The following is a 25,827-nucleotide window of genomic DNA, read 5'->3' as shown; positions in this document are numbered from 1 at the left end:
CCTTCGCAACAGCTTGGCTTTGACCGGTCATAGCCGCGTTGCTAAGGTGGCTCAACCATATCAGGTCATGCGGTGGCCGATCTTTGGTCAAAAAAAGGGGCAAGACGTGACGGAAGACGTGAAATCAAATGCCGCGCCGGTGATCATTGGCGGTGTTGTTGCCGTGGCCCTGGGGGCGGTGGTTTTTGTCTTGATGCCGCAACCCGATATTGCCGAGGTGCCGCTTTCGGAGATCGTACCGGCCTCAGAAACATCAACTGCCGAAGATGTGGAAGAGGCACCAGCGGTGCCTGAAGCGCCGCCCGCGCCCCCAACTCCGGAGTTTGATACGTTCCGGGTTGAATTGGACGGTAGCATGGTGATCGCGGGCCGTGCTGAGCCCGGTCAAATTGTTGATGTGATGCTGGCAGGTTCGGCGATTGATCGCGTGACGGCCGATGCCTCTGGCAGTTTTGTGTCATTTCCGGTTGCAGGGCCATCCGATCAACCCCGTCGTTTATCGCTCTTGGCTGATCCGGATGGGCGCGCTATCGCGTCGACGACCAGCTTTTTGGTCGCGCCAATTGATGCCCCGTTGAGTGTTGCCGCTGCACCGGCGCCGTTAGACGAAACTTTGCAGGCTGATGTTGTCACTGAGGCCGCCGCCGCGCCGCCTGTAGAGGTGCCGGAACAGCTCGAGACACCTGAGATCGATACTGTTGTCGCCGCACCCACACCACCGACCGTGCTGCAGGCGGATGCGGATGGCATCCGCGTGGTGCAGGGCGGCCCCAGCCTGACACAGCCCGAGATCGAGGAGAATGTCGCACTTGATGCGATCACCTATGATCCTGAGGGTGAAGTCCGGCTGTCTGGCCGGGCGACGGGCGATGGTGCTGTACAGATTTACATCAATAATGAGCCTATTTCGACTTCACCCGTCACCGAAGGCGGCGACTGGCGGATCGACCTTCCCGAGATCGACACGGGCGTCTACACACTGCGGATTGACGAGGTGGACGATGAAGGTGACGTTGTCTCGCGTCTTGAAACGCCCTTCAAACGTGAAGAGCCAGAGGATGTCGCCGCCGTTTTGGCCGAAGAAACGTCGCAAGATGGTTTTGAGGTGGCGGTCCGCACTGTGCAGCCCGGCGCGACGCTTTGGGCCATTGCTGAAGAGAGCCTTGGGAACGGTGTCTTCTACGTTGAAGTGTTTCAGGCCAACCGCGATTTGATCCGCGATCCTGACCTGATCTATCCCGGTCAGATTTTTCGTATGCCGGAGATTTCACAATAGTCGTATGGCCCTCTGGTCTTCCCCTTAGCCGCCCCCTAGAAATAAGCTTTGCGGTTCCGGAGTTTCTATGCGTGGTCTGTCCAAAACTGATGCCAATCTGAACGATGCCCAGATTCAGGGGTGGAGCGTGATTAAGCGTGTCATTCCGTATCTTTGGCCAGATGGTCAGAGTTGGGTCAAGCGGCGGGTGATCATCGCCTTGGCGGTTTTGCTGCTGTCCAAGGTGATCGCTGTGGGCACGCCGATCCTGTACAAACAGGCTGTTGATGCTTTGGCACCCGACGGTGCATCAGCGGCGACCGTTCTTGGGCTTGGTGCGGTTGGTCTGACGCTGGCCTATGGTCTGGCGCGACTGATGACTGTGGGCTTTCAGCAGCTGCGTGATGTGGTTTTTACCAAGGTCGGTCAGCGCGCATTGCGTCAGTTGGCGCTAGAGACCTTTACCCATATCCATCGTCTGTCCATGCGCTATCACATCACGCGCAAAACAGGTGGTCTGTCGCGGATCATTGAGCGTGGCGTCAAAGGCGTCGATTTCCTGCTGCGCTTTTTGCTGTTTTCGATGGGACCGCTGGTTCTTGAGCTTTTGATGATCTCGATCATACTCTTTTTCCTTTTTGACGTCTGGTACTTGGCCGTTGTCGTTCTGACGATTGCGCTTTACGTCTGGTTTACGTTCAAGGTGACCGAGTGGCGTGTCAAAATCCGCAAGGAAATGAACGATCAGGATACAGATGCCAACCAAAAGGCTGTTGATAGCCTGCTAAACTTTGAGACGGTGAAATACTTTGGTGCCGAGCGTTGGGAGGCTGATCGCTATGACGTGGCGATGGCCAACTATGAGAATGCCGCGATCCGGACCAACTATTCTTTGGCCTTCTTGAACTTTGGTCAATCAGTGTTGATCACCGGTGGATTGGTTGCCGTGATGGTCATGGCAGCAATGGGTGTGCAGCGCGGCGACCTGACGGTTGGCGATTTTGTCATGGTCAATGCCTACATGATCCAAATCACCATGCCGCTGAACTTTCTGGGGACCGTCTATCGCGAAATCCGGCAGGCGCTGATTGATATGGGCGATATGTTTGACCTTTTGGAGCAACCGGCCGAGGTGAAAGACAAGCCCGATGCCACGGCCCTGCAAGTCAACGGCGGCCGCGTTGTCTTGCAGAACGTGACGTTTGGCTATGATAAAGAGCGACCGATCCTGAAGGGTGTCAGCCTCGAAGTGGAGCCGGGGCAGACCGTCGCCATTGTTGGGTCATCAGGGTCCGGCAAGTCGACAATTGGGCGTTTGCTATTCCGCTTTTATGATGTCGGCACTGGTGCTTTGTTGATCGATGGGCAGGACGTGCGTGATGTGACCCAAGACAGCTTGCATGCCCAAATCGGGGTCGTGCCGCAAGACACTGTGCTGTTCAATGATACGGTCCACTACAACATCGCCTATGGCCGTCCGACCGCTTCAGAGGGCGAAATCATTGCTGCTGCCAAGGCCGCAAAAATCCATGAGTTCGTCTCGAGCTTACCAGATGGCTATCAAACCACAGTGGGCGAGCGCGGTTTGAAGCTGTCTGGTGGTGAAAAGCAGCGGGTCGGCATTGCCCGGACTCTCTTGAAGAACCCCCGATCCTGTTGCTGGACGAGGCAACAAGCGCGCTTGATACCGAAACCGAGATGGAAATTCAGGCCGAACTCAAAGCGATGGGTGAGGGACGGACGGTGATCACGATCGCGCACCGTTTGTCGACCATTGCTGACGCCGACCGGATTGTTGTGTTAGAGAACGGGGTGATCGTCGAACAGGGCCGTCACGATGATCTGCTGGCGGCAGAGGGGCGCTATGCCCATTTGTGGAACCGTCAGTCAGAAGAAGAGCCAGCCTAGCACTTTGACTAAAAATTAGGCGGTATTGAACTTGCCGCATTGTTTTCAGGGTCTATCCCTTGTGGCCCGAATACATGGCTGGCTATCAATGTCGCAAGCAATCGGAATAGTGCCACGCCAATATGTTAGACAATCAAACTGGCCTTCAGCCCCGTGCAAAGGGCAGCGTGGTTTTGTCGGCAAAACGACGTGGGCCAAACAGCGTGATCGATGATTTGCATCAATCGGGGTGCTTGCGGGTTTTGTTCCCGCAGAGTGCCCCTGATCTGGATGCGGTTTTGATCAATACCTCCGGCGGTGTCACCGGTGGTGATGTCATCGCAGTGTCTGCCGTGGCGGGTGCGGGTAGTGCGCTGACACTGACAACGCAAGCAGCAGAGCGTGCCTACCGCGCCCAACCGCATGAAACGGGGCGGATTACGACCAACTTGTCTGTTGCCGACGGGGCATCCTTGCGTTGGCTGCCACAAGAGATTCTGTTGTTTGATGGCTGCCGTCTTGAACGTCGGCTTGATGTGCAACTAACCGGTAGCGCAAAGCTGCTGCTGGTGGAACCTGTTGTCTTTGGGCGCACGGCGATGGGCGAGACCTTGACCAATATCATGCTGCACGATCGGATTGCCGTCAGCCGCGATGATGAACCAATTTATCTGGATGGTGTGGCGATCACCGGCGACGCGGTGGCGCAAATGGCCCGCCCAGCGACAGGGCAGGGCATGGGGGCGATGGCGACGATCGTTTACGTGGCCCCGGATGCTGCGGCCCGCCTGAATAAACTGCGGTCCTTTCTGCCGCAAACCGGGGGTGCATCATTGCTGACCGATGACATCCTTGTTGGCCGCGTTGTGGCCTCTGACGGCTATATGCTGCGCCGTGCCATTGTGCCGATCATAGAATTGCTTTCGGGAACGTCGGTTCCCAAGACATGGAGATTGTAAGATATGCAACTGACCCCCCGCGAAAAAGACAAACTGCTGGTTGCGATGGCCGCAGAGGTCGCGCGCAAAAGGTTGGCGCGTGGCGTCAAGCTGAACCACCCGGAGGCGATTGCGCTGATCACCGATGCAGTGGTCGAGGGCGCCCGCGATGGCCGCTCTGTCGCGGATATGATGACCGCAGGTGCGCAGGTCATCACCCGCGATCAATGCATGGATGGCATCGCGGAGATGATCCACGAAGTCCAGGTCGAGGCGACATTCCCTGATGGCACCAAGCTTGTCACCGTTCACAACCCGATCAGATAGGAGCCCGCTATGATCCCCGGAGAGATTTTCCCAAAAGAGGGCAGCCTGACGATTAACGAAGGTGCCACAGAAACAACGTTGATGGTCGCCAATACCGGCGACCGGCCTGTGCAGATCGGCAGCCACTATCATTTCGCCGAAAGCAATGCGACGCTGGATTTTGACCGTGAGGCCGCACGCGGACAGCGGTTGAACATCGCCGCCGGTACGGCGGTGCGGTTCGAGCCGGGCCAACGCCGCGAAGTCACACTGATCCCGATCAGTGGCGCGCGCCGCATCTTTGGATTTAACGCAGCCGTCATGGGGGATCTCTGATGCCAACCGAAGTCACACGTTCCGACTATGCCGCGATGTTTGGCCCCACGACGGGCGATCGCGTGCGTCTGGCCGATACCGACCTGATTATCGAGGTTGAACATGACCGGACCACCTACGGCGAAGAGGTGAAGTTCGGTGGCGGCAAGGTGATCCGCGACGGTATGGGCCAATCTCAGGTCACCCGTGCCGGTGGTGCCGTTGATACGGTGATCACCAATGCGCTGATCGTCGATCATTCTGGCATCTACAAAGCTGATGTCGGCCTGCGCGACGGTCGCATTCACAAGATCGGCAAAGCGGGGAACCCTGATACCCAACCCGGCGTCGATATTATTGTTGGACCGGGAACTGAGGCGATTGCCGGTGAAGGCCGTATCCTGACGGCAGGGGGTTTTGACAGCCACATCCACTTTATCTGCCCGCAGCAGATGGAAGACGCGCTGCATTCCGGTATCACAACACAGTTGGGCGGCGGTACCGGCCCCGCGCATGGCACGCTGGCCACCACCTGTACGCCGGGGCCGTGGCATATTGGGCGGATGCTGCAATCAGTCGATGCTGTGCCGATGAACATTGGTTTGTCGGGCAAGGGCAATGCTTCTCAGCCTGAGGCGCTGGTGGAAATGGTTAATGCCGGGGCTTGCGCGCTGAAACTGCACGAGGATTGGGGGACGACCCCAGCCGCCATCGATTGCTGCCTGTCAGTGGCTGATGACATGGACGTGCAGGTGATGATCCACACCGATACGCTGAACGAAAGCGGGTTTGTGGAGAATACTGTAGCGGCGATGAAAGGTCGCACGATTCATGCGTTCCATACTGAGGGCGCGGGCGGGGGCCATGCGCCGGATATCATCAAGATCTGCGGTGATGCGAATGTGCTGCCTTCGTCCACCAACCCGACGCGGCCCTTCACTGTGAATACGCTGGAGGAGCATTTGGATATGCTCATGGTTTGTCACCACCTCGACAAATCTATCCCCGAAGACGTCGCTTTTGCCGAAAGCCGTATTCGGCGCGAAACCATTGCCGCCGAGGATATCCTGCACGACATGGGCGCGTTTTCGATCATTGCGTCTGACAGTCAGGCCATGGGTCGCGTGGGCGAGGTGCTGACGCGCACGTGGCAGACCGCCGATAAGATGAAGAAGCAGCGCGGGCGTTTGCCAGAGGAGACGGGAGAGAATGACAATTACCGTGTCCGTCGCTACATCGCAAAATACACGATCAACCCCGCAATTGCGCATGGTCTGAGCACTGAGATTGGATCAATTGCCGAAGGCAAGCGCGCTGATCTGGTTCTTTGGAGCCCCGCGTTCTTTGGGGTGAAGCCAGAGATGGTGCTGATGGGCGGCATGATCGTTTGCGCGCAAATGGGTGATCCGAATGCGTCGATCCCCACACCGCAACCTGTCTATTCCCGGCCAATGTTTGGCGCGATGGGTGGGGCGGTCAGTCACAATGCCATCACCTTTGTCAGCGCCGCAGCACAGGCTGATGGTATCGGTGACAAGCTGGGGCTGGCCAAGCAAACCGTGGCGGTGAAGGGTACCCGCAACATCGGCAAGCGTGATCTGGTGTTGAACGATGCTTTGCCGCAGATCGAGGTGCATCCAGAAACCTACGAGGTCCGCGCCGATGGTGAGTTGCTGACATGCGAGCCTGCAAGTGAATTGCCGATGGCGCAGCGGTATTTTTTGTTCTGATGGCGGATTATACCTCTCACAACATCGCGAAAGCGGGCGCGTGGTCGGATGCGTTTGAACTTTGTGTGCTGACCTACGACGAACGCTTTTTGCGGCGCAAGGTCGTCAAAACCGTGCAGGGTGAAAGCCTGCTGGTAAACTTGGCGCATACAACGTCGCTGGATCATGGTGACGCTTTTGCGCTGGACGATGGCCGCTTTATCGCAGTTGTCGCAGCAGAAGAACCGTTGCTGCAGGTCACCGGCGATCTGGCGCAACTGGCCTGGCACATCGGCAATCGCCATACCCCTTGCCAGATCGAGGCGGACCGTCTTTTGATCCAGAGCGATAAGGTAATCGGGCATATGCTGGAACATCTTGGGGCAACGATCAAAGAGGTGAGTGAGCCGTTCACGCCTGAAGGTGGTGCTTACGGCCATGGCCGCACACATAGCCACGAACATGGGGCGACCGCCCATGAGCACTAGTGCCGTTCTGACATTGTCGCAGTGGCTATCGCCGTCCTATCCGCTGGGCAGTTTCGCCTATTCGCATGGGCTGGAGGCCGCAATTGATGAAGGCTGGGTGCATGACGCGGCATCTTTGCACAGCTGGTTGCAGGATGTTTTGACCCAAGGGTCAGGATGGTCTGATGCGGTGCTTTTTTGTGCTGCTTACCGTGCGTCTGATACCGACGGGTTGAAGCAAGTGGATGCGACAGGTCGCGCCTTTGCCGCGAGCGAGGAACGGTTGCGTGAGAGCGTGAACCAAGGAACCGCCTTTGTCCGCACGCTTGCCGCGACCTCGCAAATAGACGTGCCGCCTGTGGTGTTTCCTGTCGCTGTGGGCTGGGCCGCAGCGCAGCAGGGCGCACCGCTACAGATGGCGACGTCCATGTATCTGCAAGCTTTTGTCAGCAACATCGTGATGGCCTGCCAACGCTTGATGCCATTGGGCCAGACAGCCGGGCAGGCCTTGATCTTGGAATTGTCGCCGGTTTGCGAAGACACGGCATTGGCGGCCAGCACGTCCAGCCTGAATGATTTGTATTCCAACACTTTCCTTTCTGACATCGCGGCCATGCGCCACGAGGTCCAACAACCAAGGCTTTTTCAATCATGACACAGCTGAATGGCCCATTGCGCATTGGGATTGGCGGCCCGGTTGGTGCGGGCAAGACGACGCTGACGGCCCGTTTGGCGCAGTTATTGCACCCTGAAACCTCGATCGGTGTGATCACGAACGACATCTATACACAAGAAGATGCAGAGGCTTTGACCCGGATGCAGATCCTGCCTGCGGATCGGATCATTGGGGTCGAGACGGGCGGCTGTCCGCATACGGCGATCCGTGAAGATGCCAGCATCAATCTGGCCGCTGTGGCGCAGATGGAAGCGCGGCATCCTGATGTGGCCGTCGTGTTGATCGAATCCGGTGGGGACAATCTGTCCGCGACCTTCAGCCCGGAACTGGCTGATCTAACGCTCTATGTGATCGACGTGGCCGCGGGTGAGGAAATACCCCGCAAGGGTGGTCCAGCGATTACGAAATCAGATGTGCTGGTGATCAACAAAACCGATCTGGCCCCGCATGTCGGCGCCTCGCTTGATGTGATGCAGCGCGATGCAACCCGGATGCGGGGGGATAAGCCCTTTGTGATGACGTCGCTGCGCAATGGGGATGGTGCCGACAAGGTTTTGGAGTTGGTGCGGGAAATGGGCGGGTTTTGATACTGGCCCACTGATGAAAAAGGCCCGCATTGCTGCGGGCCTTTTTGTTATTCGGCGGCTTGCATCGGCTTGGTCAGCTCCAGCGTTGGAAGCAGGTCTGATGGTGTCTCATCCTCCCAGATAAACTCTGGCGCTTTGATCCGCTTGGCTTGGCGTGCCAGCGCCCAATCGCGGGCCGCCTTGCTGCTGCGACCCATGGAGAGTTTCGCCAGCAGTTGCGCGAACCATTGCACGTAGGTCACGAACCACACGCGGACCGCCAACATCGACGGGGTGAACACCAGCGTCAGCATCGTCGCGATCCCAAGGCCGAAGACCACTGCGGTGGCCAGTTGTTTCCACCAGAGTGCTGTCGGGCTGTCGATGGAATAACCGCCGTTCATGAAGTCAAGACTGAGGCCGAACATCATGGGCGCCAGACCCGCCATCGTGGTGATGGTGGTCAGCAGCACGGGACGAATACGCGCTTCGGCTGTGCGCGTGATCGCTTCGGCCCTTGGCATGTATTTGCTGTATTCCTGATAGGTGTCGATCAGGATGATGTTGTTGTTCACCACGATTCCAGCCAAAGCCACGATCCCCGTACCGGTCATAATGATCGAGAAGGGTTGGTCCATCACCAACATTCCCACCAGCGAACCGGCCGTGGACATGACGACGGCCATCAGCACTAGCAGTGAGTTGTAGATGCTGTTGAACTGCGCGAGCAGGATGATGAACATCAGACCCAAAGCACCCATGAAGGCCACTTGCAGGAAAGCCCCGGATTCGGCTTGTTCTTCTTGGTCGCCCGTCCATTCCCATTCAATTGATGCGGGCAGGGGGTTGGTGTCCAGCCATTCGGTGAGCACGGCAATCCGTTCGTTTGCATTGAGCGGGGCTTCGATCGTCTGACTGTCATTTACGGCCTCGGCGAGGCTTGCCGATGTGGTGTCCCCAAGCAACGTCACAATGTCGTAGCGATCCATGCCAGTCGCGTCCTCGTTGACTAGGCGCACAACTGCTATGGCGTCACCGTCCAAAGTGAGGTTTGTTAATCCGGCCTCGACCCCTGCTTTCACATCGAAATAGCGTTTCTGTTCGATCCGGTCGATCTGGGCGAGCTTGGCCACGGGGGTGCGGGTGATAAAGCTGGACAGCGGGATGAGCCCTGATGATGTACGCACCCGCAGGCTATCAAGCGTTGAAAGCACGCGGTCCTCTTCAGGCAAGCGCACCCGAATGTCGATTTCGTCATCGCTATTGGCCGGTGTAAAGCTGTCGAGGTAGATGCCGCGTGTGACCAATTGGACCATCGCACCGACCGTTGCCACATCTGCGCCGTAGCGTCCGGCTTTTTCGACATCCACGTCGATCTGCCAGTCAATGCCGGGCAGGGGCAGCGTGTCTTCGATTGTGGTCAGACCGGTGGTCTGTTCAAACTGCGCGCGTGCCAGCGTCGTCGCGGCGCGCAACTCTTGGAAATCATCGCTCTTGAGCCGCAGATGCACTGGTTTGCCGGATGCAGGCCCGCGGGATTGAGCCAAGATTTCTGTCTCGATCCCCGGGATCTTATCGAGTTCGGCCTGGAGTTCGGCCAAGACGACATCGCCATCCAGTTCTGCGATACCGGCGCGGTCTTCCCACGGGATCGTTTCCAATTGCACTTGCCCAATGGTGTCGACGGGTGTGCTGGCTCCGCTGGAATCTGTGTTCAAACCGCCGTCACCCGCGAAAGAAAAGGCGGTGATGATACCAGGGTGCGCGAGTACGATATCTTCCGCCTGCCGCACCAGATCGTCTTTTTCGGCCAACGACAGGTTGCCGCGCGCCCGCACATAGACGATGGCCTGTTCAGGTTCGGATTCAACGAAAAATTCCACCCCGTTGTTGTTTGCGCCGTAGTAGCCAAAGATCGACATGACGGTGAAAACAACCGCTGCCACTGTCACAAGTGGCATGATCGGGTTGCCTGCGATGAAGTTCATGAAATGCCCAAATGGGGAACGGCGATAGCCCGCTTTGATTGTCTTGGCCTCGCGTTCGATCTTTGCAGCGCCTATCGTGATGGACAGCAAGAATGCCCCAACCAAGAACAGCATCATACCCGGCAGGGATGCGCTGAGCCCATCCGTCTGCACCGCTTCGCCGGACAAATAACCCGGGTTCAACGTGAGCATTGCACCAGTGAAGACGACCATGATTGCGGGGAAGACGAGCAGGGCGCGCACAAACCACGGCAGGCGCGCGCGCAGCCAGTCTGATGTATTGCCAAAAACGCGGCTCATCCGTCCGGTCACACCGCCCATGACGGGCAGATAGACAAGTGCCACAACGAGGGATGCTGACAAAACGAAGATTAGCGTCACGGGCAGCATGCCCATGAATTGCCCCGGCACTCCGGGCCAGAACAGCATAGGCAGGAAGGCGCAAAGCGTTGTCGCCGTGGATGAGATGATCGGCCAGAACATCCGTTTGGCTGCCTCAACATAGGCGTGCATCGGACCTGTGCCCTCTTTGATGCGTTTGTCGGCGTATTCGACAACCACGATGGCCCCGTCCACCAGCATGCCAACCGCAAGAATGAGGCCAAACATCACGATGTTTGAAATCGTGATTTCCATCACGGCAAGTAAAGCGAAACACAATAAGAATGACGTTGGGATCGCAAAGCCGACCAGCAGCGCCGGGCGCGTCCCAAGGGCAGCCAGAACGACGATCATCACCAATGCGATCGCGGTCAGAACGGAGCCTTCCAGCTGGCTGACCATCGAGGCCACGTTGCGCGATTGGTCGTTCGAGGTCCCGACCTGAATGGCGGCTTGCAGTTCTGGCGACCAACTTGCGCGTTCATCCTCGACCACTTCTTTGACCAAAGCGGCGGTGTCGATCAGATTGAACCCTTTGCGTTTCACCACCTGCAGCGCCACCGTGTTCACACCATTGAACCGTGCGGTGCCAAGACGGTCTTCGAACGTCAGGCGAATGGTTGCCAAATCGCCAAGCGTGATGACACGGTCACCGTTGGTTTTGACGGGCAGGTTGTAGACGTCTTGGGGGTCGTCAAAAGATGAGGGGATCTTGACCGCAAATGCACCCTGCGCGGTTTCAACTTCACCTGCGGCGATCAGCAAGTTATTGTTGGTCACCACGCCGATCAGTTCGCCAGCGGTGACGTTGTAGGCCTCTAAGCGCAGGGGGTCGATGACGACTTCCAACATTTCATCGCGTTGTCCGGCAAGGCCAGCCTCAAGTACTGCATCGAGACCCTCGATCCGGTCTTGCAGATCTTTCGCCACGCGCAGCAACGTCCGTTCTGGCACTTGGCCAGTCAGGTTGACGATAACGATCGGGAATTCCGAAAAGTTGATTTCATTGATGGAATATTGGTCTGCGCCGCTGGGGAATTGCGCTTCGGCGTTATTCATAGCAGAGCGGATGTCAGCGAGGATCTTGGTTTTGTCCCACCCGAACTCAAATTCGAGCGCAACACCGGCGTAACCTTCGGCAGCGGTCGCTGACATGGTCTTGAGCCCATCCAGATCAGATAACTCCGACTCCATCGGTTTTACGAGAAGTGTTTCGCTGTCCTCGGCTGAAATTCCGGGAAAAGGCACGGAAACAAAGATTGCAGGGATTTCAATATCCGGTTCGCCTTCTTTGGGCAGGCCAACATAGGCCATCCCCCCCGCCAAAAGCGAGAGGCCAATGAAGGCAAGCACCATGCGGGCGCGCGAGGCGGCCCAGTCAACCAGTCCAGTCATCCTTTGGCCTCCGTGAATGTCGGCGCGACCTCAACACCATCCACCACAAATTCTTGACCAATGGTGATGATATCGACGGTTTCCGGTAGATCGGTCACCCAGACGCCTTCGGCGGTATCACGCAGCAAGGTCACTGGCATGAATGTGGCGATATTGCCTTCACCAACGGTGCGGACGCCCAAGACACCATCATCATCCAGCGTCAGAGAGGATTGCGCGATAAGGTGTGCTGTCCGACCGTCCGAGGCGACAAGTATTTCGGCCGTCTGCCCATCGCTGATCGCGAGATCATCGTTTGCAATCGTCACTTCGACGCGGAACGTGCGGGTGAGTTCATCTGCACTGCGCGACAGGAACGTGACCCGCCCCTGCACCTGTTCGCCGCTTGTCAGCCGCGTACCGGCCACAGCGCCGACGCTAACCTTGGAGACATCCGCCTCCGGTACAAAGCCTACGAGTTTGATTTCATTCAGCTGAATGATAGTGGCACAGGGTGAGCCGGGCTGCATCAGCGACCCCAATTCAGCCGTGTCGGTTTCCAAGAGCCCAGAGAATGGCGCCATGATGGCCAACTTCTCTATTTCGCGCTCTGCCGTCGCAACGGCGGCTTGGGCGGCCTCGATCCCGGCGCGCGCCGAAACAACAGCCGAGTTGGCGCGTTGGACACCCGCGGTTGCCGCTTCCATTGCCGCTTCTGCACTGACCAAACGGGTCTCAGAGGCAAAGCCGCCTTCCGACAACTGACTGGCGGCATTGAGGTTAATTTCAGCCTCACGCACACGTGCGCTGGCTTCAAGAACGCCAGCTTGCGCCTCTGGGACGCGCCCTTCGGCTTCTGCTAGCCGCGCGCGTGCTTCGGCCAGTGATGCCTCGCGCGTGCCTGGATCAAGGCGGCACAGCATTTCGCCTTCGTTGATGAATGCACCTTTGCGCCGCGGCTCAGAGATCACCAGACCTGACGTTTCGGACGCAACGGTGACTTGCCGCGCCGCTTCGGTGCGGCCACGGAGTACGACAGCGCTATCGACAGTTTGTGCAATGGACCGCATGGCGACAACACCGACAATAGAATCGCTGCGGCTTTGCTCAACCTGCTCGGTGGTATTCTCGGTCTGTTCGGACACTTTCGCGGTGGGCGAGGACTGCGCAAACCCAAGCAATCGCTCGCGTTCAAAAACCACCATATACAACCCAGCAAGCACTATGATTGCGGTTATTACCGGAATGATCTTCATTAATGTCGTCCCCCAAGCCCGGGCAACGGTGCCCGCGCTGTTGTCCTGATCTGTAGTTCATACGCGACAATACGGTATGCAGATCACCAGTTTCGTACTAAACCATTCAGTTTAGTTTATAGGGAAGTTGCCTTGGCGGCAAGCGCACAATTGCGTGTGACCAGCAGCATTGCGGTGTGCATTTTTCGCTGGCCTCTTGTTCATTGTGTCAGCTTCACGATATGTACGCGCAAAGACGACGCGAAATCTGCCAAAATTGGGGATCAAGGTGAGCAACTCCGACAGTTTTATCGATGAAGTCACCGAGGAAGTGCGCAAGGAAAAGCTGTATGGCTACTTGCGGCGGTATGGCTGGATTGCAGTGGCGCTGGTTGTCTTGCTGGTTGGTGGGGCTGCTTGGAATGAGTATCGTGCAGCGCAGGCGCGGAATGCCGCTCAGGCAGCAGGTGATGCGATGTTGGCGGCGTTGGACGAGACTGAACCGGCAGCCCGTGCCGCGGCGATGGCGCAAATTGAATCCGAAGGCAGTGCTGCCGCTGTGACTTTGCTTTTGCGTGCTGCAATGGAAGAAGAAGCCGGTGATGTGACTGCCGCTGCGGCGACATTGAACATGGTTGCCTTGGACCCGGACGTGCCAGAGATGTACCGCGATATTGCCGCGTTTAAGGCAGCAATTTTGCCGATTGGTGACGCGGCTGAACGCAAAGCGTCGCTCGACGCGCTGTCTCAGCCGGGTCAGCCGTTTCGGTTGCTCGCGCTTGAGCAGATCGCTTACATGACTTTGGCCGAAGGCGATACCGACGGCGCAATCGCGGTGATGCGCCAAATCGAGGAAGACGCGGGCGTGACACGTGGGTTGCGTGAACGTGTGCAGACCCTCATGGTGGCGCTGGGTGAACCCCTGCCTGAACCTGTGACCGAGTAAAGCGCAGATTGGAACCGATCGTGACTGTAAGAGTAAGCATTGCTGCCGCCCTGAGCCTGATACTATTAGCGGCATGTGGCGACGATGACGTGATCTTGCCGGGGGAGCGTTTTGACATTCGCGCGCAAACGGCATTCACAAACCAAACAGCGCCGGTTGATCTCCCTGTTACGCAAGCGAATGCCGCTTGGAGCCACCGAAACGGCAACCCAAGTCATAGCATCAGCCATCCGTCTTTGAGTGCGACCCTGAGCCCGCTGTTCGTTGCTGATATCGGCGAAGGTGACAGCCGCCGCGCGCGCATCACATCGCATCCGGTGGTGGTGAACGGTGTTGTCTACACAGTTGATGCCCGCGCCACCGTTACCGCAACGACAGTTGATGGTTCCACATTATGGTCACGTGATCTGACCCCGCGCCGTGACAATGCGACAGATGCGTCTGGTGGCGGGATCTCGGTTGGTGGCGGGCAAGTCTATGTGACAACCGGATTTGGTGAAATCACCGCACTGGATGCCGGTTCCGGCACTGTTTCCTGGGTGCAGGACCTAGACGCGCCGGCGAATGCGGCCCCCACCGTGAGCGGTGATCTGGTCTATGTCGTGGCGCGCAACAGCACGGCTTGGGCGCTTGAGACATCAAATGGCCGCATCCGCTGGCAAAGATCGGGTGCACCTTCCACAGCGAACTTTTCAGGTGGTGCATCGCCGGCTGCGAGTGGTGAATTTGTAGTGTTTCCGTTTCCCTCTGGTGAGGTTTTGACGACTTATCCCCGTGGTGGCCTAACACGCTGGACCACAGTTGTTTCTGGGGAGCGTGTTGGCAATGCCGCTGGCGTCATCGACGATATCGCAGGTGATCCGGTTATCGTGGACGATCGCGTCTATATCGGTAATTTCGGTGGCCGCACTGTTGCCATCAATTTGGGTGACGGGTCGCGGGCCTGGACCGCGACAGAAGGGGCGATCAGTCCGGTATGGCCCGCTGGCAATGCTGTCTTTATGATCAACGATCTGAGCGAGCTGGTGCGTTTGGACGCCAGCACCGGCAACCCGGTTTGGCGTGTCGCGCTGCCGACATTTGAAGATGAGACGCGCACCCGCCGCCAAAACAGTATTTTTGCACATTACGGGCCGGTTTTGGCTGGTGGTCGTTTGCTTGTGACATCTTCTGACGGGTTGATCCGGCAGTTTGACCCGACGTCGGGTGCACTTTTGGGGCAGATTGAACTGCCCGGTGGTGCGGCGTCCGGGCCCGTGGTCGCCAATCAGACCCTTTACGTTCTGAGCAAAACAGGGCAATTGCACGCTTTCCGTTGATCGCGCGAACCAGAGTCGCACAGGTCAATCCCGAAAGGTACGTAGAAGATGAGCTTTACCCTTGCCATTGTGGGGCGTCCGAATGTGGGCAAATCCACTTTGTTCAACCGTCTGGTTGGCAAAAAACTGGCCTTGGTCGATGACCAGCCGGGGGTGACGCGTGATTTGCGCGAAGGCGAGGGACGGATTGCGGACTTGCGCTTTACCGTGATCGACAGTGCAGGTCTGGAAGAAGCGACAGATGACAGTTTACAGGGCCGTATGCGCCGCCTGACCGAACGCGCGGTCGAGATGGCCGATGTGTGCCTGTTCATGATTGACGCGCGGGCAGGGGTGCTGCCAGCCGACGAAGTTTTTGCCGACATTCTGCGCAAGAAGAACGCCAATGTGATCCTTGCCGCCAACAAGGGCGAAGGCAAGGCGGCCGATGCGTCAATCCTTGAGGCTTATTCACTGGGCCTGGGCGAGCCGATCCGCATGTCAGCGGAGCACGGCGAAGGCATGGGCGAATTGATGGATGTACTGCGCTCGATTGCAGACGCACGCGCCGAACAGGCCGCCGCCGATGCGCCCGAGGTGGATGTTGATGTTGGTGATGATGATGAGGATGCCGCGCGCATTCCGACGCGCGCAAAGCCCTTGCAGATTGCCGTTGTTGGCCGCCCGAATGCGGGAAAATCCACGCTGATCAACAAAATCATTGGCGAAGAGCGTCTGTTGACCGGCCCCGAGGCCGGGATTACCCGCGATGCGATTTCCGTCCAGCAGGATTGGGCTGGGGTGCCGATGCGCATCTTTGATACCGCAGGCATGCGCAAAAAGGCCAAGGTGCAGGAAAAGCTTGAGAAGCTGTCAGTGTCTGATGGTCTGCGGGCGGTCAAGTTCGCTGAGGTGGTCGTTGTCCTTCTCGACGTCGAAATTCCGTTTGAACAGCAAGACCTGCGCATTGCCGATCTTGCAGAGCGCGAAGGTCGCGCGGTTGTTGTTGCGGTGAACAAATGGGACGTCGAAGGCGAAAAACAAAGCAAACTGAAAGAGTTGCGGCAAGATTTTGAACGTCTCCTGCCACAGCTACGGGGCGCGCCGTTGGTCACCGTCTCGGCGAAAACCGGCAAAGGGCTCGACCGATTGCAGCAAGCAATTATGCGCGCGCACGAGGTTTGGAACCGGCGCATTTCGACGGCAAACCTGAACCGCTGGCTGACCGGTATGCTGGAACAGCACCCACCCCCGGCACCGGGCGGCAAGCGCATCAAGATGCGCTATATGACCCAAGTCAAAACGCGACCGCCTGCGTTTGTCGTGATGACATCGCATCCTGACATGATGCCCGAAAGCTATAAGCGATATCTTGTCAACGGCTTACGCGTCGACTTTGATATGCCGGGCACGCCGATCCGTCTGTTCCTGCGCGATCAAGGTGACAAGAACCCCTACAAAGACAAGAAGTCATCACAGCCCTCCCGTCTGTCCAAGCATCTTAAGAAGGGATCTGGCGACCGCTGAGGCGTGTTGCGGCGATCAGGACGAGAATGATAGCTACGCCCGCAGCTGCACACGCAGAAACGGTCCAGTTGGTCAGCCCGTTTGCGACGATGATGCCGGATAGCGCCCAAACAACGGTCAATCCATAGGCCGGAGCGATTGAACGCAGCAGGACCGGGAGCGTCACGCCTAACGCACCAACAATGCCAATATAGGCCCAACCTATGTCATTTGTGACAACGCCATAGCCGGCAGCCGTACTGCCAAGTGAGACGAAGGATGCAGCGGTCAGCCAACCCGCGTAGATGCTGACCGGGACCTTGAACAACCAAGTGTCACTTACAGGCGCGCGTAAGAGGGCCGCAATTGCGGTCACTGCCATGATAAAGATCAGAATTGTTGCCCAGATTGCACTTGTGTTCGCGACGGCCAACCAGGTTGATCCGACAGCAAGGCTGACGATCAGGGGGCGTCTGGCTTTGTCCCATCCGGCACTTGTCGGCCGTTTCACAAGACCAAACACTGCCGACACGACAAGCCATGCATAGATCAGCCCCCAAATCGCGAAAGCATATCCTTCGGGTTGGATCGGGGGATCAGTCTGTGGAATTGGCAATTGGTCCGCCCGAAAGCCGCTGAACGGTGGTGTGAGGGCAGGTGAGACCACAAAGGTGGCCGTAAACATCAGGGTGAGGATCGCGCGAGTTTGTTTCATGTTGCTCAACATAGCCTCGATACGCCCAATTCCATGCAAAGGTCGGGAAAAGCCGACTTGTTCGTAAGCTGACCTTGCGTCAGCATGCGCCTATTCAACGAAAAGGCTTTGTTATGAAACGTATTGTTATTCTGTGCGATGGCACGTGGAATTCACCAACGATCACGACTCCGACAAACGTGGTCAGGCTGCGCGACGCCCTGATTAGTGACGAGGACACGCAGATCGTGCGTTACCTTGAAGGCGTGGGTGTCAATAAATATGCCAACCGTCTGAAGGCGTTCATTCACAAGTTTGGCGGTGGCGCATTCGGCTGGGGGTTAGGGCGCAATGTCAGGCTGGCCTATCAGCAGCTTTGTTTGCATTACGAACCCGGCGACCAGATTTATATCTTTGGATTTTCGCGGGGGGCCTACACCGCGCGTTCATTGGGTGGGATGATCCGCAAATGCGGGATCGTGCCAAAGAACCGTATCAAGAGTGCGTTGACGCTCAACAAGGCTTGGCGTCTATACAAGCGCAAGGGTGATTATCTTGACGAGGGTCCGCTCTGGACGCAGCGCAAGGCGCTGTCGCCTGATATTGCAACCTCGGAAGATGACTGGAAAGCCCGTGGCAAAAAGGGAGCGATCGTCGATATCCATTTCATGGGTATCTGGGACACCGTTGGGGCGAAAGGCCTTCCGACCAAGCTTTTGGGTCCGATTGCCCGGCTTTGGAACCGTCGCTATCAGTTCTACGACATGCGTCTGTCGTCCATGGTAAAGCATGCTTATCATGCGCTGGCGCTGGATGAGCAACGCCAGCTTTATGCGCCGACACCTTGGGAAAATCTCGATGATCTGAATGGCCCCAATGCTGGGCCCGACAAACCCTATGACCAGCTTTGGTTTGTGGGAAATCATGGCATCGTTGGGGGGAGCAATGAGGTGCGTGAACTTGTGGCGTTTCCGTTGGAGTGGATTGTCGGTAAGGCCGTTGATCTTGGATTGGAATTGGATCCAAGCGCAATTATCCCTGACGCGCCCGGCAACCCGTCAGCATGGTCGACGGATGTTGCACGCCAAAACGGCCCGCTGAATGCCTGGCGCGTCGGCCCGGTGCGCCCGGATGCCTATCATTGGAGCGTTGGTGTCCGCATGCGGTCACTGGGCGCGCACTATAGCCCCGGTGGGGCAATGCATGTGCGCACCGCAGTCATGAACCTGGCCGAGCCGGTCGATGTTAAGCCAGATGCCCTTCGGGCGTGATCCGCGTCTTGCCACGCAGATAGGGATGCAAGGCTGGAGGCAGATCAACTGAGCCGTCCTCTTGCTGGCCGTTTTCGACCACCGCGATCAAGGCGCGCCCAACGGCAAGCCCTGATCCATTGAGCGTGTGAACGAACTGTGGTTTGCCGCCACCCTCTGGTTTATAGCGCGCGTTCATGCGGCGGGCCTGATAGTCGCCTGCCACCGAAACCGAGCTGATCTCGCGGAACGTGTTCTGCCCGGGCAACCAGACTTCGATATCGTGGGTCTTGCGCATGCCAGCACCCAGATCACCCGTGCAAAGCACTACCGTTCGGTAGGGTAGCTCTAGTTTTTCAAGGATCGCCTGCGCGCAACCCGTCATGCGGTCGTGTTCTGCGGCGCTGTGTTCAGGTCTTGTGATGCTGACCATTTCGACCTTTTCGAACTGGTGCTGGCGCAGCATCCCGGATGTATCTCGGCCGGCAGAACCAGCCTCAGATCGGAAGCACTGTGTGTGGGCCACGTATCGTCGGGGTAGGTAGCTTTCCTCAATTGTGACGCTGTTCACGATATTTGTCAGCGTGACCTCAGCGGTTGGGATCAGCCACCACCCATTTGTCGTCTGATAGCTATCCTCGCCAAATTTGGGCAGTTGGCCGGTGCCGTACATCATTTCTTCACGCACCAGAACCGGGGTGATGGTTTCGGTCAGCCCATGTTCTTCGACATGTACATCTAGCATGAACTGAGCCAACGCGCGATGCAGACGCGCCACAGCACCAGAAAGCAGCACAAAGCGGCTGCCTGAGAGTTTCGCGGCGGTTTCAAAATCCATGCCGGGACGGATGGCGGGGATGTCGAAATGCTCAACCGGGTCAAAGGCAAAGTTACGCGGGCTGCCGTGGCGATGAATTTCGACGTTGTCTTCTTCGTCATCACCATCGGGGATCGTGTCATCGGGCAGATTTGGAATGCCCATCAACAGATCGGTCAGGGCCGCATCTTCCGCCTTTGCCTCATCGTTCAATGCGGCGATCTGCGATTTCTTTTCGGCGACCAATGCGCGCAGACGTTCGAACTCGGCCTCATCGCCACGACCTTTTGCCGCACCAACCTCTTTCGCGGCCTTGTTTGCTTCGGCTTGGGCGGTTTCGGCGGCAAGGATTTTTGCGCGCCGCGCTTCGTCCATGGCCAAAATCTGGGACGATGCTGGTGCGATCCCACGACGAGACAAAGCCGCATCAAAGGCGGCGGGGTTGTCACGGATGGTGCGGATATCATGCATAGCATCGGTCCTTCATATATTGCTTGGTGCCGGTCATATGCCTGATTGCGGGGGCCATGTGAACTGTGATTTTTGAGGGCTCCGGCCTGATCAGCGCAGGCAAATGCGACGATCCCGATTGCTTTCTTTCCGGCTGACCCCCATATGGCACCAAAGGCCGATATAAATCAGGCCAATCGCGGTTGCCAATCAGGGGTGGCGGTCATAATGTGCCGCGACTTTCAGGCATAACGCCGCGCGACCGACAAAGGGATGGAATATGAGACCTGCCGACCTGATTATGCTGCTGCTGATCTTTGCGATCATGTACTTCTTGCTGATCCGCCCACAGCAAAAAAAGCTGAAAGAACATGCAGCGATGCTTGAGGGGCTCCGCCGTGGTGATCAGGTCATCACGCAGGGTGGACTGATCGGTAAGATCGTGAAGGTAAAAGATGATGCCAATGAGGTTGAAGTCGAGGTCGCCAAAGGCATGAACGTCCGTGTGGTGAAATCGACTATTGCGACCGTGATGAACAAGACCGAGCCGGCAAAATCATAACTTTTGGCCGGCGAGGCATGCTTCATGATCAATATTTCGTTCCCTAAGATGCTGATGATCTGGCTGACGGTCATCGTCGGCCTGACCTTTGCGATGCCCAACGGCTTTTATGGCCGGGTAGAGACCCACAATGACGCAATGGCGATTATTGAGACGGGTCAGACCAATACAGAACTGGAAGCTGACGCTGCGCAATGGCCGAGCTTTCTTCCCTCAGGTCTGGTGAACCTTGGCCTTGACCTGCGAGGCGGGGCGCATCTGCTGGTCGAAGTGCAGGTAGAAGATGTGCATGCCTCTTTTCTCGAAGGGTTTTGGCCATCGGTGCGTGACGCTTTGGCGGCTGAACGCGATACGGTCGGATTTGTGACCCGCGAAGATAGCCCGCCAACGGAATTACGCGTGCGAATTTCCCAAGAAGAGGGCGCGACAAGAGCGTTCGAAATTGCACGCGGGCTGGCATCGCCGGTGGCGTCTTTTACTGGGGCCGCTGCGACAAATATCGACGTGCGGATCAACGGTCCGATCCTGACCATCACGCTCAGCGAGGCTGAGATCGCCGCGATGAACGAGCGCACGATCCTGCAAACGCTTGAAATTATTCGCCGCCGGATTGATGAGGTCGGCACACGCGAACCAACAATCCAGCGTCAAGGGTCGGAGCGTATCTTGGTGCAGGTGCCGGGGGTTGGATCGGCAAACGAAATCATCGAACTGCTGGGGACAACCGCGCAACTGACGTTTAACCCGGTGGTTCCAAATGGCCGCACCACTAATCCGGATGCTACGCCCGGGACCGGCAATGTGATCGTGCCGTCGCTGGATGAGCCGGGACTTTTCTATATTCTTGAGCGTCGCCCCGTTGTGACAGGCGAAGACCTAGAGAACGCCCAGCTTGATTTTGATCAAAACGGGCGGCCTGCCGTTGCCTTCCGTTTCAATACCGCGGCAGCCCGGGAATTTGGTGACTACACGCTGGAAAACATTGGCAGTCCCTTTGCCATTGTGCTGGACGATGAGGTGATCTCTGCCCCCACAATCCAAAGTCATATTCCGGGTGGATCAGGGATTATCACCGGGAACTTCACCGTTGAGGAAGCCACTAATTTGGCCGTTCTGCTACGCGCTGGCGCGCTACCTGCCGAACTGACCTTCCTTGAGGAACGCACGATTGGCCCCGAACTGGGTGCTGATAGTATCGCCGCAGGGCAAATCGCGTGTATCGTCGCGGGTATTGCCATCCTTGTTTATATGATCCTCAGCTATGGTTTGTTCGGCGTCTTTGCCAATATCGCGCTGGTGATCAATGTTGGCTTGATCTTTGGCTTACTCAGCATCGTGGGTGCCACGCTGACGCTGCCGGGCATTGCGGGGATCGTGCTGACCATTGGTATGGCGGTGGACGCCAACGTGATTGTCTTTGAACGGATACGTGAAGAGTTGAAAACCGCGAAAGGCCCTGCAAGGGCGATTGAGCTGGGCTATGAAAAGGCGCTGTCGTCGATCATTGACGCCAATATCACCACCTTCATCACGGCTGTGATCCTGTTTACCATGGGCTCTGGCCCGGTCAGTGGCTTTGCCGTGACATTGGGCTTTGGCATCATCACATCTGTTTTCACTGCGATCTTCGTCACCCGGTCACTGATCGTGATCTGGTTCTCGCGCACCCGCCCCAAGACAATCGAGGTTTGATATGCGCTTAAGACTGGTTCGCGAAAATACGTCGATTGATTTCTTTAGCCGGGCACGGATTTGGCTGGGGATTTCGATGATCGCCATGGTCATTGCCTTTGCATCGTTCATGATCCAGGGGCTGAACTTTGGTATCGACTTTCAGGGCGGTACGAGCATTCGGACTGATAGCTCTCAGCCAGTCGATGTTGCGGCGTATCGTGCAGCGCTTGATCCACTGGATCTAGGCGATATTTCCATTGCGCCGGTCAGCGACCCGCAGTTTGACGATGATCAATTCGTGGCGTTGGTGCGTGTGCAGGCCCAAGAGGGTGATGAACGTATCGCCTCTGACACGATTGAGGCAATCCAAACAGCCCTGCGAACGATTGACCCCGGAATGACCTTCCCTTCGGTGGAGTCGGTTGGCCCCAAGGTTTCCGGAGAGTTGATCCAGACAGCGATTATCGCGGTCGCTTTGGCGGTTGTCGCGATCCTGCTTTATATCTGGCTGCGCTTTGAGTGGCAGTTTGCGATCGGCGCAGTACTGGCGTTGTCGCACGATGTGATCCTGACTATCGGTATCTTCTCGGAACTTCAGATTAAATTCGATCTGGCGATCATCGCCGCCTTGCTGACCATCGTGGGTTATTCGATCAACGACACGGTGATTGTCTTCGACCGCGTGCGGGAAAACCTGCGCAAGTATAAGAAAAAGGACCTCAAAGAGGTTTTGAACATCTCGATCAACGAAACGCTCAGCCGCACGTTGATGACTTCGGTGACCACCATGCTTGCCTTGCTGGCATTGTTCATTCTGGGCGGTGACGTGATCCGCGGCTTTGTCTTTGCGATGATGTGGGGCGTTTTGATCGGGACCTATTCGTCGATCTTTGTGGCCTCGGCCATCCTGCTGGTGCTGGGGGTCAAGCGCGACTGGTCGAAGAAAGACCCAAGTGCGGGTACCAAATACGGCCATATCGACACCTGAGCGGGGGGAACCCATGCGCCTGAACGAGATCAGCTATAACGACGCGCTGCCGATTGATGGCTATGGTCCGGGGTTTTTCCGGGTTGGTGGCAAGAAATATGACGGTGCGTTGCTGGTCCTGCCCTCTGGCGTCAGCAGCTGGGGCGGGTTTGAGGATACCGCCGCGGTGTTGGAACATGTCGCCGACATCGACGTTTTGTTTGTGGGCACCGGTGCCGAGATTGCGCATCCCCCCAAAGATTTTCGCGCGACCTTGGAAGAGGCCGGTATCGGGGTTGAGACCATGGCATCACCTGCCGCTTGCCGCACCTACAATGTGCTATTGTCAGAAGGGCGGCGCGTGGCAGTGGCCCTGCTGCCTGTCTGAATGCTGACCGTCCAAAACCTGACCTGCGCACGTGGCGGGATGCCGGTGCTGGCGGATGTCAGCTTTGCAGTTGACCCGGGTCAGGCCCTGATTTTGCGGGGGCCCAATGGGATTGGCAAAACGACCCTGTTACGCACTTTGGCGGGCTTGCAACCTGCTGTGGACGGTACGGTGGATTTTCCCGAGGATGAAGGCGCCTATGCCAGCCACGCTGATGGGATCAAGACCGCGCTGACCGTGACCGAGAACCTGAAGTTCTGGGCGGATGTGCATGGTGCGCCGATGCCGGATGACATCCTCGACACTTTTGATCTGGCCGATCTGAGTGACCGTTTGGGCGGCACACTTTCTGCCGGGCAAAAGCGTCGCCTTGGTTTGGCCCGGCTTGGCGTGATCGGGCGTAAGGTCTTGTTTCTGGATGAACCAACCGTGTCGCTGGATGGGTTCTCGGTCAAACTTTTTGCCGATTGGTTGCAGAACACGCATCTGGCGGCAGGTGGCGTGGCCGTGATCGCCACGCATATTGATCTGGGGCTTGATGCGCCCGAACTGGACCTGACCCCGTTCAAAGCTGCCCATAACGCAGGCGGTGGGTCGGACGAGGCGTTCTTGTGATTGCGCTTCTCTTGCGGGACCTGCGCTTGGCTGTCCGTGCGGGCGGCGGCTTTGGGCTGGGGCTTGCCTTTTTTCTGATTGTCGTCGTGCTGGTGCCTTTTGGTGTGGGACCGCAGACAGAACTGCTGTCGCGGATCGCACCGGGAATCCTCTGGGTGGCGTCCTTGCTGGCGGCACTCCTGTCGCTCGACCGGATCTTCGCGCTGGATTATGAGGATGGCTCGCTGGCCTTGCTGGCAACGTCGCCCCTGCCGATGGAGGGGGCGGCGATGATGAAGGCGCTGGCGCATTGGGTCACGACCGGCCTGCCGCTGACGCTGGCGGCACCGGCGTTGGGGTTCTTGCTGAGCCTTGCGCCAGAGGCCTACGCCTACCTGCTGATCTCGCTTTTGATCGGCACGCCAGCGCTGTCGATGATCGGCACCTTTGGTGCCGCGCTGACCGTTGGCCTGCGCCGGGGTGGGTTGCTTTTGTCGCTGCTGGTCTTGCCGCTTTACGTGCCGACCCTGATTTTCGGGGCAGAGGCTGTGCGGCGCGGTGCGGATGGGCTGGACCCAACCGGTGCGCTGATGCTGATGGCAGGGATCACTGCGGGATCATTCGCGCTTTTGCCCTTTGCCACTGCGGCTGTCTTACGCATCAATCTGCGGTGATCAGGGATTGAGGGTGTTTGGGATGAAGGATAGATAGCGGCCATGTCGATGTGGGAATACGCCAATCCAAAACGCTTTATGGGCTGGACCAGACCGGTGCTGCCCTGGACCTTTGGGTTGGCTGGGGTGTGTTTGGTTGTGGGTCTTGTCTGGGGCTTTTTCTTTACGCCTGATGACTTTCGCCAGGGATCAACGGTCAAGATCATCTACCTTCACGTGCCATCAGCGCTGATGGCGATTAACGCATGGATCATGATGTTGGTTGCCTCGCTGATCTGGGTCGTGCGGCGGCATCATGTGTCGGCTTTGGCCGCAAGAGCTGCGGCACCGGTGGGCGTGGTGTTTACGCTGATCGCGCTTTTTACTGGCGGCATCTGGGGGCAGCCGATGTGGGGGACGTATTGGGCATGGGACCCGCGTCTGACGTCCTTTCTGATCCTGTTTTTGTTCTATCTGGGCTACATCGCCCTGTGGGAAGCGATTGAGGACCCTGACACAGCCGCTGATCTGACGGCGGTGCTGTGTATGGTGGGTTCCGTCTTCGCGATCTTGTCGCGCTATGCGGTGCTGTTCTGGAACCAAGGGCTGCATCAAGGGGCGTCGCTGTCGCTGGATAAGGAAGAGAACGTGGCCGATGTGTTCTGGTTCCCGCTGCTGGTTTGCATCGCGGGGTTTGTTTTGTTGTTCATCGCGCTGGTCCTGATGCGCACCCGCACTGAAATTCGCGCGCGCCGTATCCGTGCACTGGAAGCGAGGGCGCGCCGTGCCTGATTTGGGACAATACGCCGTTGAAGTTCTGTCGGCCTATGCCGTCAGCATCGCGCTGTTGGCGGGGATCGTGGGGCTGAGCTGGCGACGCTATGCGCGCGTGCGTGCGGCTTTGGAGGCTGTGGAAAAGAATGGCTAGAGT

The 25,827-nt window shown here is 57.5% G+C and carries 24 protein-coding genes and 1 pseudogene; 21 read left to right on the top strand and 4 right to left on the bottom strand.

The features are described 5' to 3' along the window. Positions 1 to 106: 106 nt before the first annotated feature. From ACZ1G5_RS01680 to ureG, 9 genes and pseudogenes are all read left to right on the top strand, one after another. Positions 107 to 1,276 (top strand): LysM peptidoglycan-binding domain-containing protein, encoded by a 1,170-nt coding sequence (locus ACZ1G5_RS01680; RefSeq protein ID WP_472731205.1) that lies wholly within the window; start codon positions 107 to 109, stop codon positions 1,274 to 1,276. Between the two features lie 67 nt (positions 1,277 to 1,343). Beyond that, positions 1,344 to 3,163, top strand: a pseudogene (locus ACZ1G5_RS01675) (ABCB family ABC transporter ATP-binding protein/permease). A 203-nt stretch (positions 3,164 to 3,366) separates the two neighbouring features. Then, a complete protein-coding gene (locus ACZ1G5_RS01670) occupies positions 3,367 to 4,101 on the top strand; it encodes an urease accessory protein UreD (RefSeq protein ID WP_472731204.1) in 735 nt (244 codons plus the stop codon). Between the two features lie 3 nt (positions 4,102 to 4,104). Next, complete coding sequence (locus ACZ1G5_RS01665; protein ID WP_472731203.1) at positions 4,105 to 4,407, top strand: urease subunit gamma; 303 nt, start codon at positions 4,105 to 4,107, stop codon at positions 4,405 to 4,407. Between the two features lie 9 nt (positions 4,408 to 4,416). Beyond that, positions 4,417 to 4,722: an urease subunit beta gene (locus ACZ1G5_RS01660; protein ID WP_472731202.1), complete on the top strand. Its 306-nt coding sequence runs from the start codon at positions 4,417 to 4,419 to the stop codon at positions 4,720 to 4,722. Continuing rightward, positions 4,722 to 6,431, top strand: a complete 1,710-nt coding sequence (gene ureC, locus ACZ1G5_RS01655) for an urease subunit alpha (RefSeq protein WP_472731201.1) — start codon at positions 4,722 to 4,724, stop codon at positions 6,429 to 6,431. The genes ACZ1G5_RS01660 and ureC overlap by 1 nt, the downstream gene beginning before the upstream one ends. Next, the gene (locus tag ACZ1G5_RS01650; protein ID WP_472731200.1) at positions 6,431 to 6,898 is read left to right on the top strand and encodes an urease accessory protein UreE; all 468 of its coding nucleotides are present in this window, start codon (positions 6,431 to 6,433) and stop codon (positions 6,896 to 6,898) included. Before ureC ends, ACZ1G5_RS01650 begins: the two co-directional genes overlap by 1 nt. Further along, positions 6,888 to 7,532 (top strand): urease accessory protein UreF, encoded by a 645-nt coding sequence (locus ACZ1G5_RS01645; RefSeq protein ID WP_472731199.1) that lies wholly within the window; start codon positions 6,888 to 6,890, stop codon positions 7,530 to 7,532. The genes ACZ1G5_RS01650 and ACZ1G5_RS01645 overlap by 11 nt, the downstream gene beginning before the upstream one ends. Beyond that, positions 7,529 to 8,140: an urease accessory protein UreG gene (gene ureG / locus ACZ1G5_RS01640; RefSeq protein WP_472731198.1), complete on the top strand. Its 612-nt coding sequence runs from the start codon at positions 7,529 to 7,531 to the stop codon at positions 8,138 to 8,140. Before ACZ1G5_RS01645 ends, ureG begins: the two co-directional genes overlap by 4 nt. Positions 8,141 to 8,187: 47 nt before the next feature. Here the strand turns inward: ureG and ACZ1G5_RS01635 are convergent, their stop codons facing one another. Both ACZ1G5_RS01635 and ACZ1G5_RS01630 read right to left on the bottom strand, forming a co-directional pair. Continuing rightward, entirely contained in the window at positions 8,188 to 11,883 is a 3,696-nt protein-coding gene (locus ACZ1G5_RS01635) for an efflux RND transporter permease subunit (protein WP_472731197.1), read from the bottom strand. Further along, a complete protein-coding gene (locus ACZ1G5_RS01630; protein WP_472731196.1) occupies positions 11,880 to 13,118 on the bottom strand; it encodes an efflux RND transporter periplasmic adaptor subunit in 1,239 nt (412 codons plus the stop codon). The genes ACZ1G5_RS01635 and ACZ1G5_RS01630 overlap by 4 nt, the downstream gene beginning before the upstream one ends. A gap of 268 nt (positions 13,119 to 13,386) precedes the next feature. Between ACZ1G5_RS01630 and ACZ1G5_RS01625 the strand changes: the two genes are divergently transcribed. From ACZ1G5_RS01625 to der, 3 genes are read left to right on the top strand one after another with little or no spacing between them, the layout of a single operon-like run. Next, positions 13,387 to 14,043, top strand: coding sequence for a hypothetical protein (locus tag ACZ1G5_RS01625; RefSeq protein WP_472731195.1), 657 nt, complete (start codon positions 13,387 to 13,389; stop codon positions 14,041 to 14,043). Between the two features lie 20 nt (positions 14,044 to 14,063). Continuing rightward, the gene (locus ACZ1G5_RS01620) at positions 14,064 to 15,362 is read left to right on the top strand and encodes a PQQ-like beta-propeller repeat protein (RefSeq protein ID WP_472731194.1); all 1,299 of its coding nucleotides are present in this window, start codon (positions 14,064 to 14,066) and stop codon (positions 15,360 to 15,362) included. Between the two features lie 48 nt (positions 15,363 to 15,410). Then, the gene (der, locus tag ACZ1G5_RS01615) at positions 15,411 to 16,868 is read left to right on the top strand and encodes a ribosome biogenesis GTPase Der (protein WP_472731193.1); all 1,458 of its coding nucleotides are present in this window, start codon (positions 15,411 to 15,413) and stop codon (positions 16,866 to 16,868) included. Here the strand turns inward: der and ACZ1G5_RS01610 are convergent. Then, positions 16,843 to 17,562, bottom strand: coding sequence for a hypothetical protein (locus ACZ1G5_RS01610; protein ID WP_472731192.1), 720 nt, complete (start codon positions 17,560 to 17,562; stop codon positions 16,843 to 16,845). The two genes, der and ACZ1G5_RS01610, sit on opposite strands and share 26 nt — an antisense overlap. Positions 17,563 to 17,675: 113 nt before the next feature. Between ACZ1G5_RS01610 and ACZ1G5_RS01605 the strand changes: the two genes are divergently transcribed. Continuing rightward, positions 17,676 to 18,812, top strand: coding sequence for a DUF2235 domain-containing protein (locus ACZ1G5_RS01605; protein WP_472731191.1), 1,137 nt, complete (start codon positions 17,676 to 17,678; stop codon positions 18,810 to 18,812). Here the strand turns inward: ACZ1G5_RS01605 and serS are convergent. Further along, positions 18,787 to 20,079, bottom strand: a complete 1,293-nt coding sequence (gene serS, locus ACZ1G5_RS01600) for a serine--tRNA ligase (RefSeq protein WP_472731190.1) — start codon at positions 20,077 to 20,079, stop codon at positions 18,787 to 18,789. The genes ACZ1G5_RS01605 and serS overlap by 26 nt on opposite strands. Positions 20,080 to 20,338: 259 nt before the next feature. On the opposite strand from serS, the gene yajC reads away from it, so the two are divergent. Genes yajC through ccmD form a run of 8 tightly spaced genes read left to right on the top strand, consistent with a single transcriptional unit; the run spans position 20,339 to position 25,824 of the window. Next, on the top strand, positions 20,339 to 20,620 hold the full coding sequence (gene yajC / locus ACZ1G5_RS01595; protein ID WP_472731189.1) for a preprotein translocase subunit YajC: 282 nt from the start codon (positions 20,339 to 20,341) through the stop codon (positions 20,618 to 20,620). Positions 20,621 to 20,644: 24 nt separating this feature from the next. Then, positions 20,645 to 22,312: a protein translocase subunit SecD gene (gene secD / locus ACZ1G5_RS01590; RefSeq protein WP_472731188.1), complete on the top strand. Its 1,668-nt coding sequence runs from the start codon at positions 20,645 to 20,647 to the stop codon at positions 22,310 to 22,312. Between the two features lies 1 nt (position 22,313). After that, on the top strand, positions 22,314 to 23,282 hold the full coding sequence (gene secF / locus ACZ1G5_RS01585; protein ID WP_472731187.1) for a protein translocase subunit SecF: 969 nt from the start codon (positions 22,314 to 22,316) through the stop codon (positions 23,280 to 23,282). 13 nt (positions 23,283 to 23,295) lie between these two features. Next, the gene (locus ACZ1G5_RS01580; RefSeq protein ID WP_472731186.1) at positions 23,296 to 23,649 is read left to right on the top strand and encodes an Mth938-like domain-containing protein; all 354 of its coding nucleotides are present in this window, start codon (positions 23,296 to 23,298) and stop codon (positions 23,647 to 23,649) included. Beyond that, a complete protein-coding gene (gene ccmA / locus ACZ1G5_RS01575) occupies positions 23,650 to 24,264 on the top strand; it encodes a heme ABC exporter ATP-binding protein CcmA (RefSeq protein WP_472731185.1) in 615 nt (204 codons plus the stop codon). Next, positions 24,261 to 24,917, top strand: a complete 657-nt coding sequence (ccmB, locus tag ACZ1G5_RS01570) for a heme exporter protein CcmB (protein WP_472731184.1) — start codon at positions 24,261 to 24,263, stop codon at positions 24,915 to 24,917. The genes ccmA and ccmB overlap by 4 nt, the downstream gene beginning before the upstream one ends. A gap of 42 nt (positions 24,918 to 24,959) precedes the next feature. Further along, positions 24,960 to 25,688, top strand: a complete 729-nt coding sequence (locus tag ACZ1G5_RS01565) for a heme ABC transporter permease (RefSeq protein ID WP_472731183.1) — start codon at positions 24,960 to 24,962, stop codon at positions 25,686 to 25,688. Next, the gene (gene ccmD, locus ACZ1G5_RS01560) at positions 25,681 to 25,824 is read left to right on the top strand and encodes a heme exporter protein CcmD (RefSeq protein WP_472731182.1); all 144 of its coding nucleotides are present in this window, start codon (positions 25,681 to 25,683) and stop codon (positions 25,822 to 25,824) included. Before ACZ1G5_RS01565 ends, ccmD begins: the two co-directional genes overlap by 8 nt. The last annotated feature ends 3 nt before the right edge of the window (positions 25,825 to 25,827 follow it).

This window comes from Yoonia sp. JB2-21, from assembly GCF_055693545.1.
This window is presented reverse-complemented; position numbering and strand designations above follow the sequence as displayed.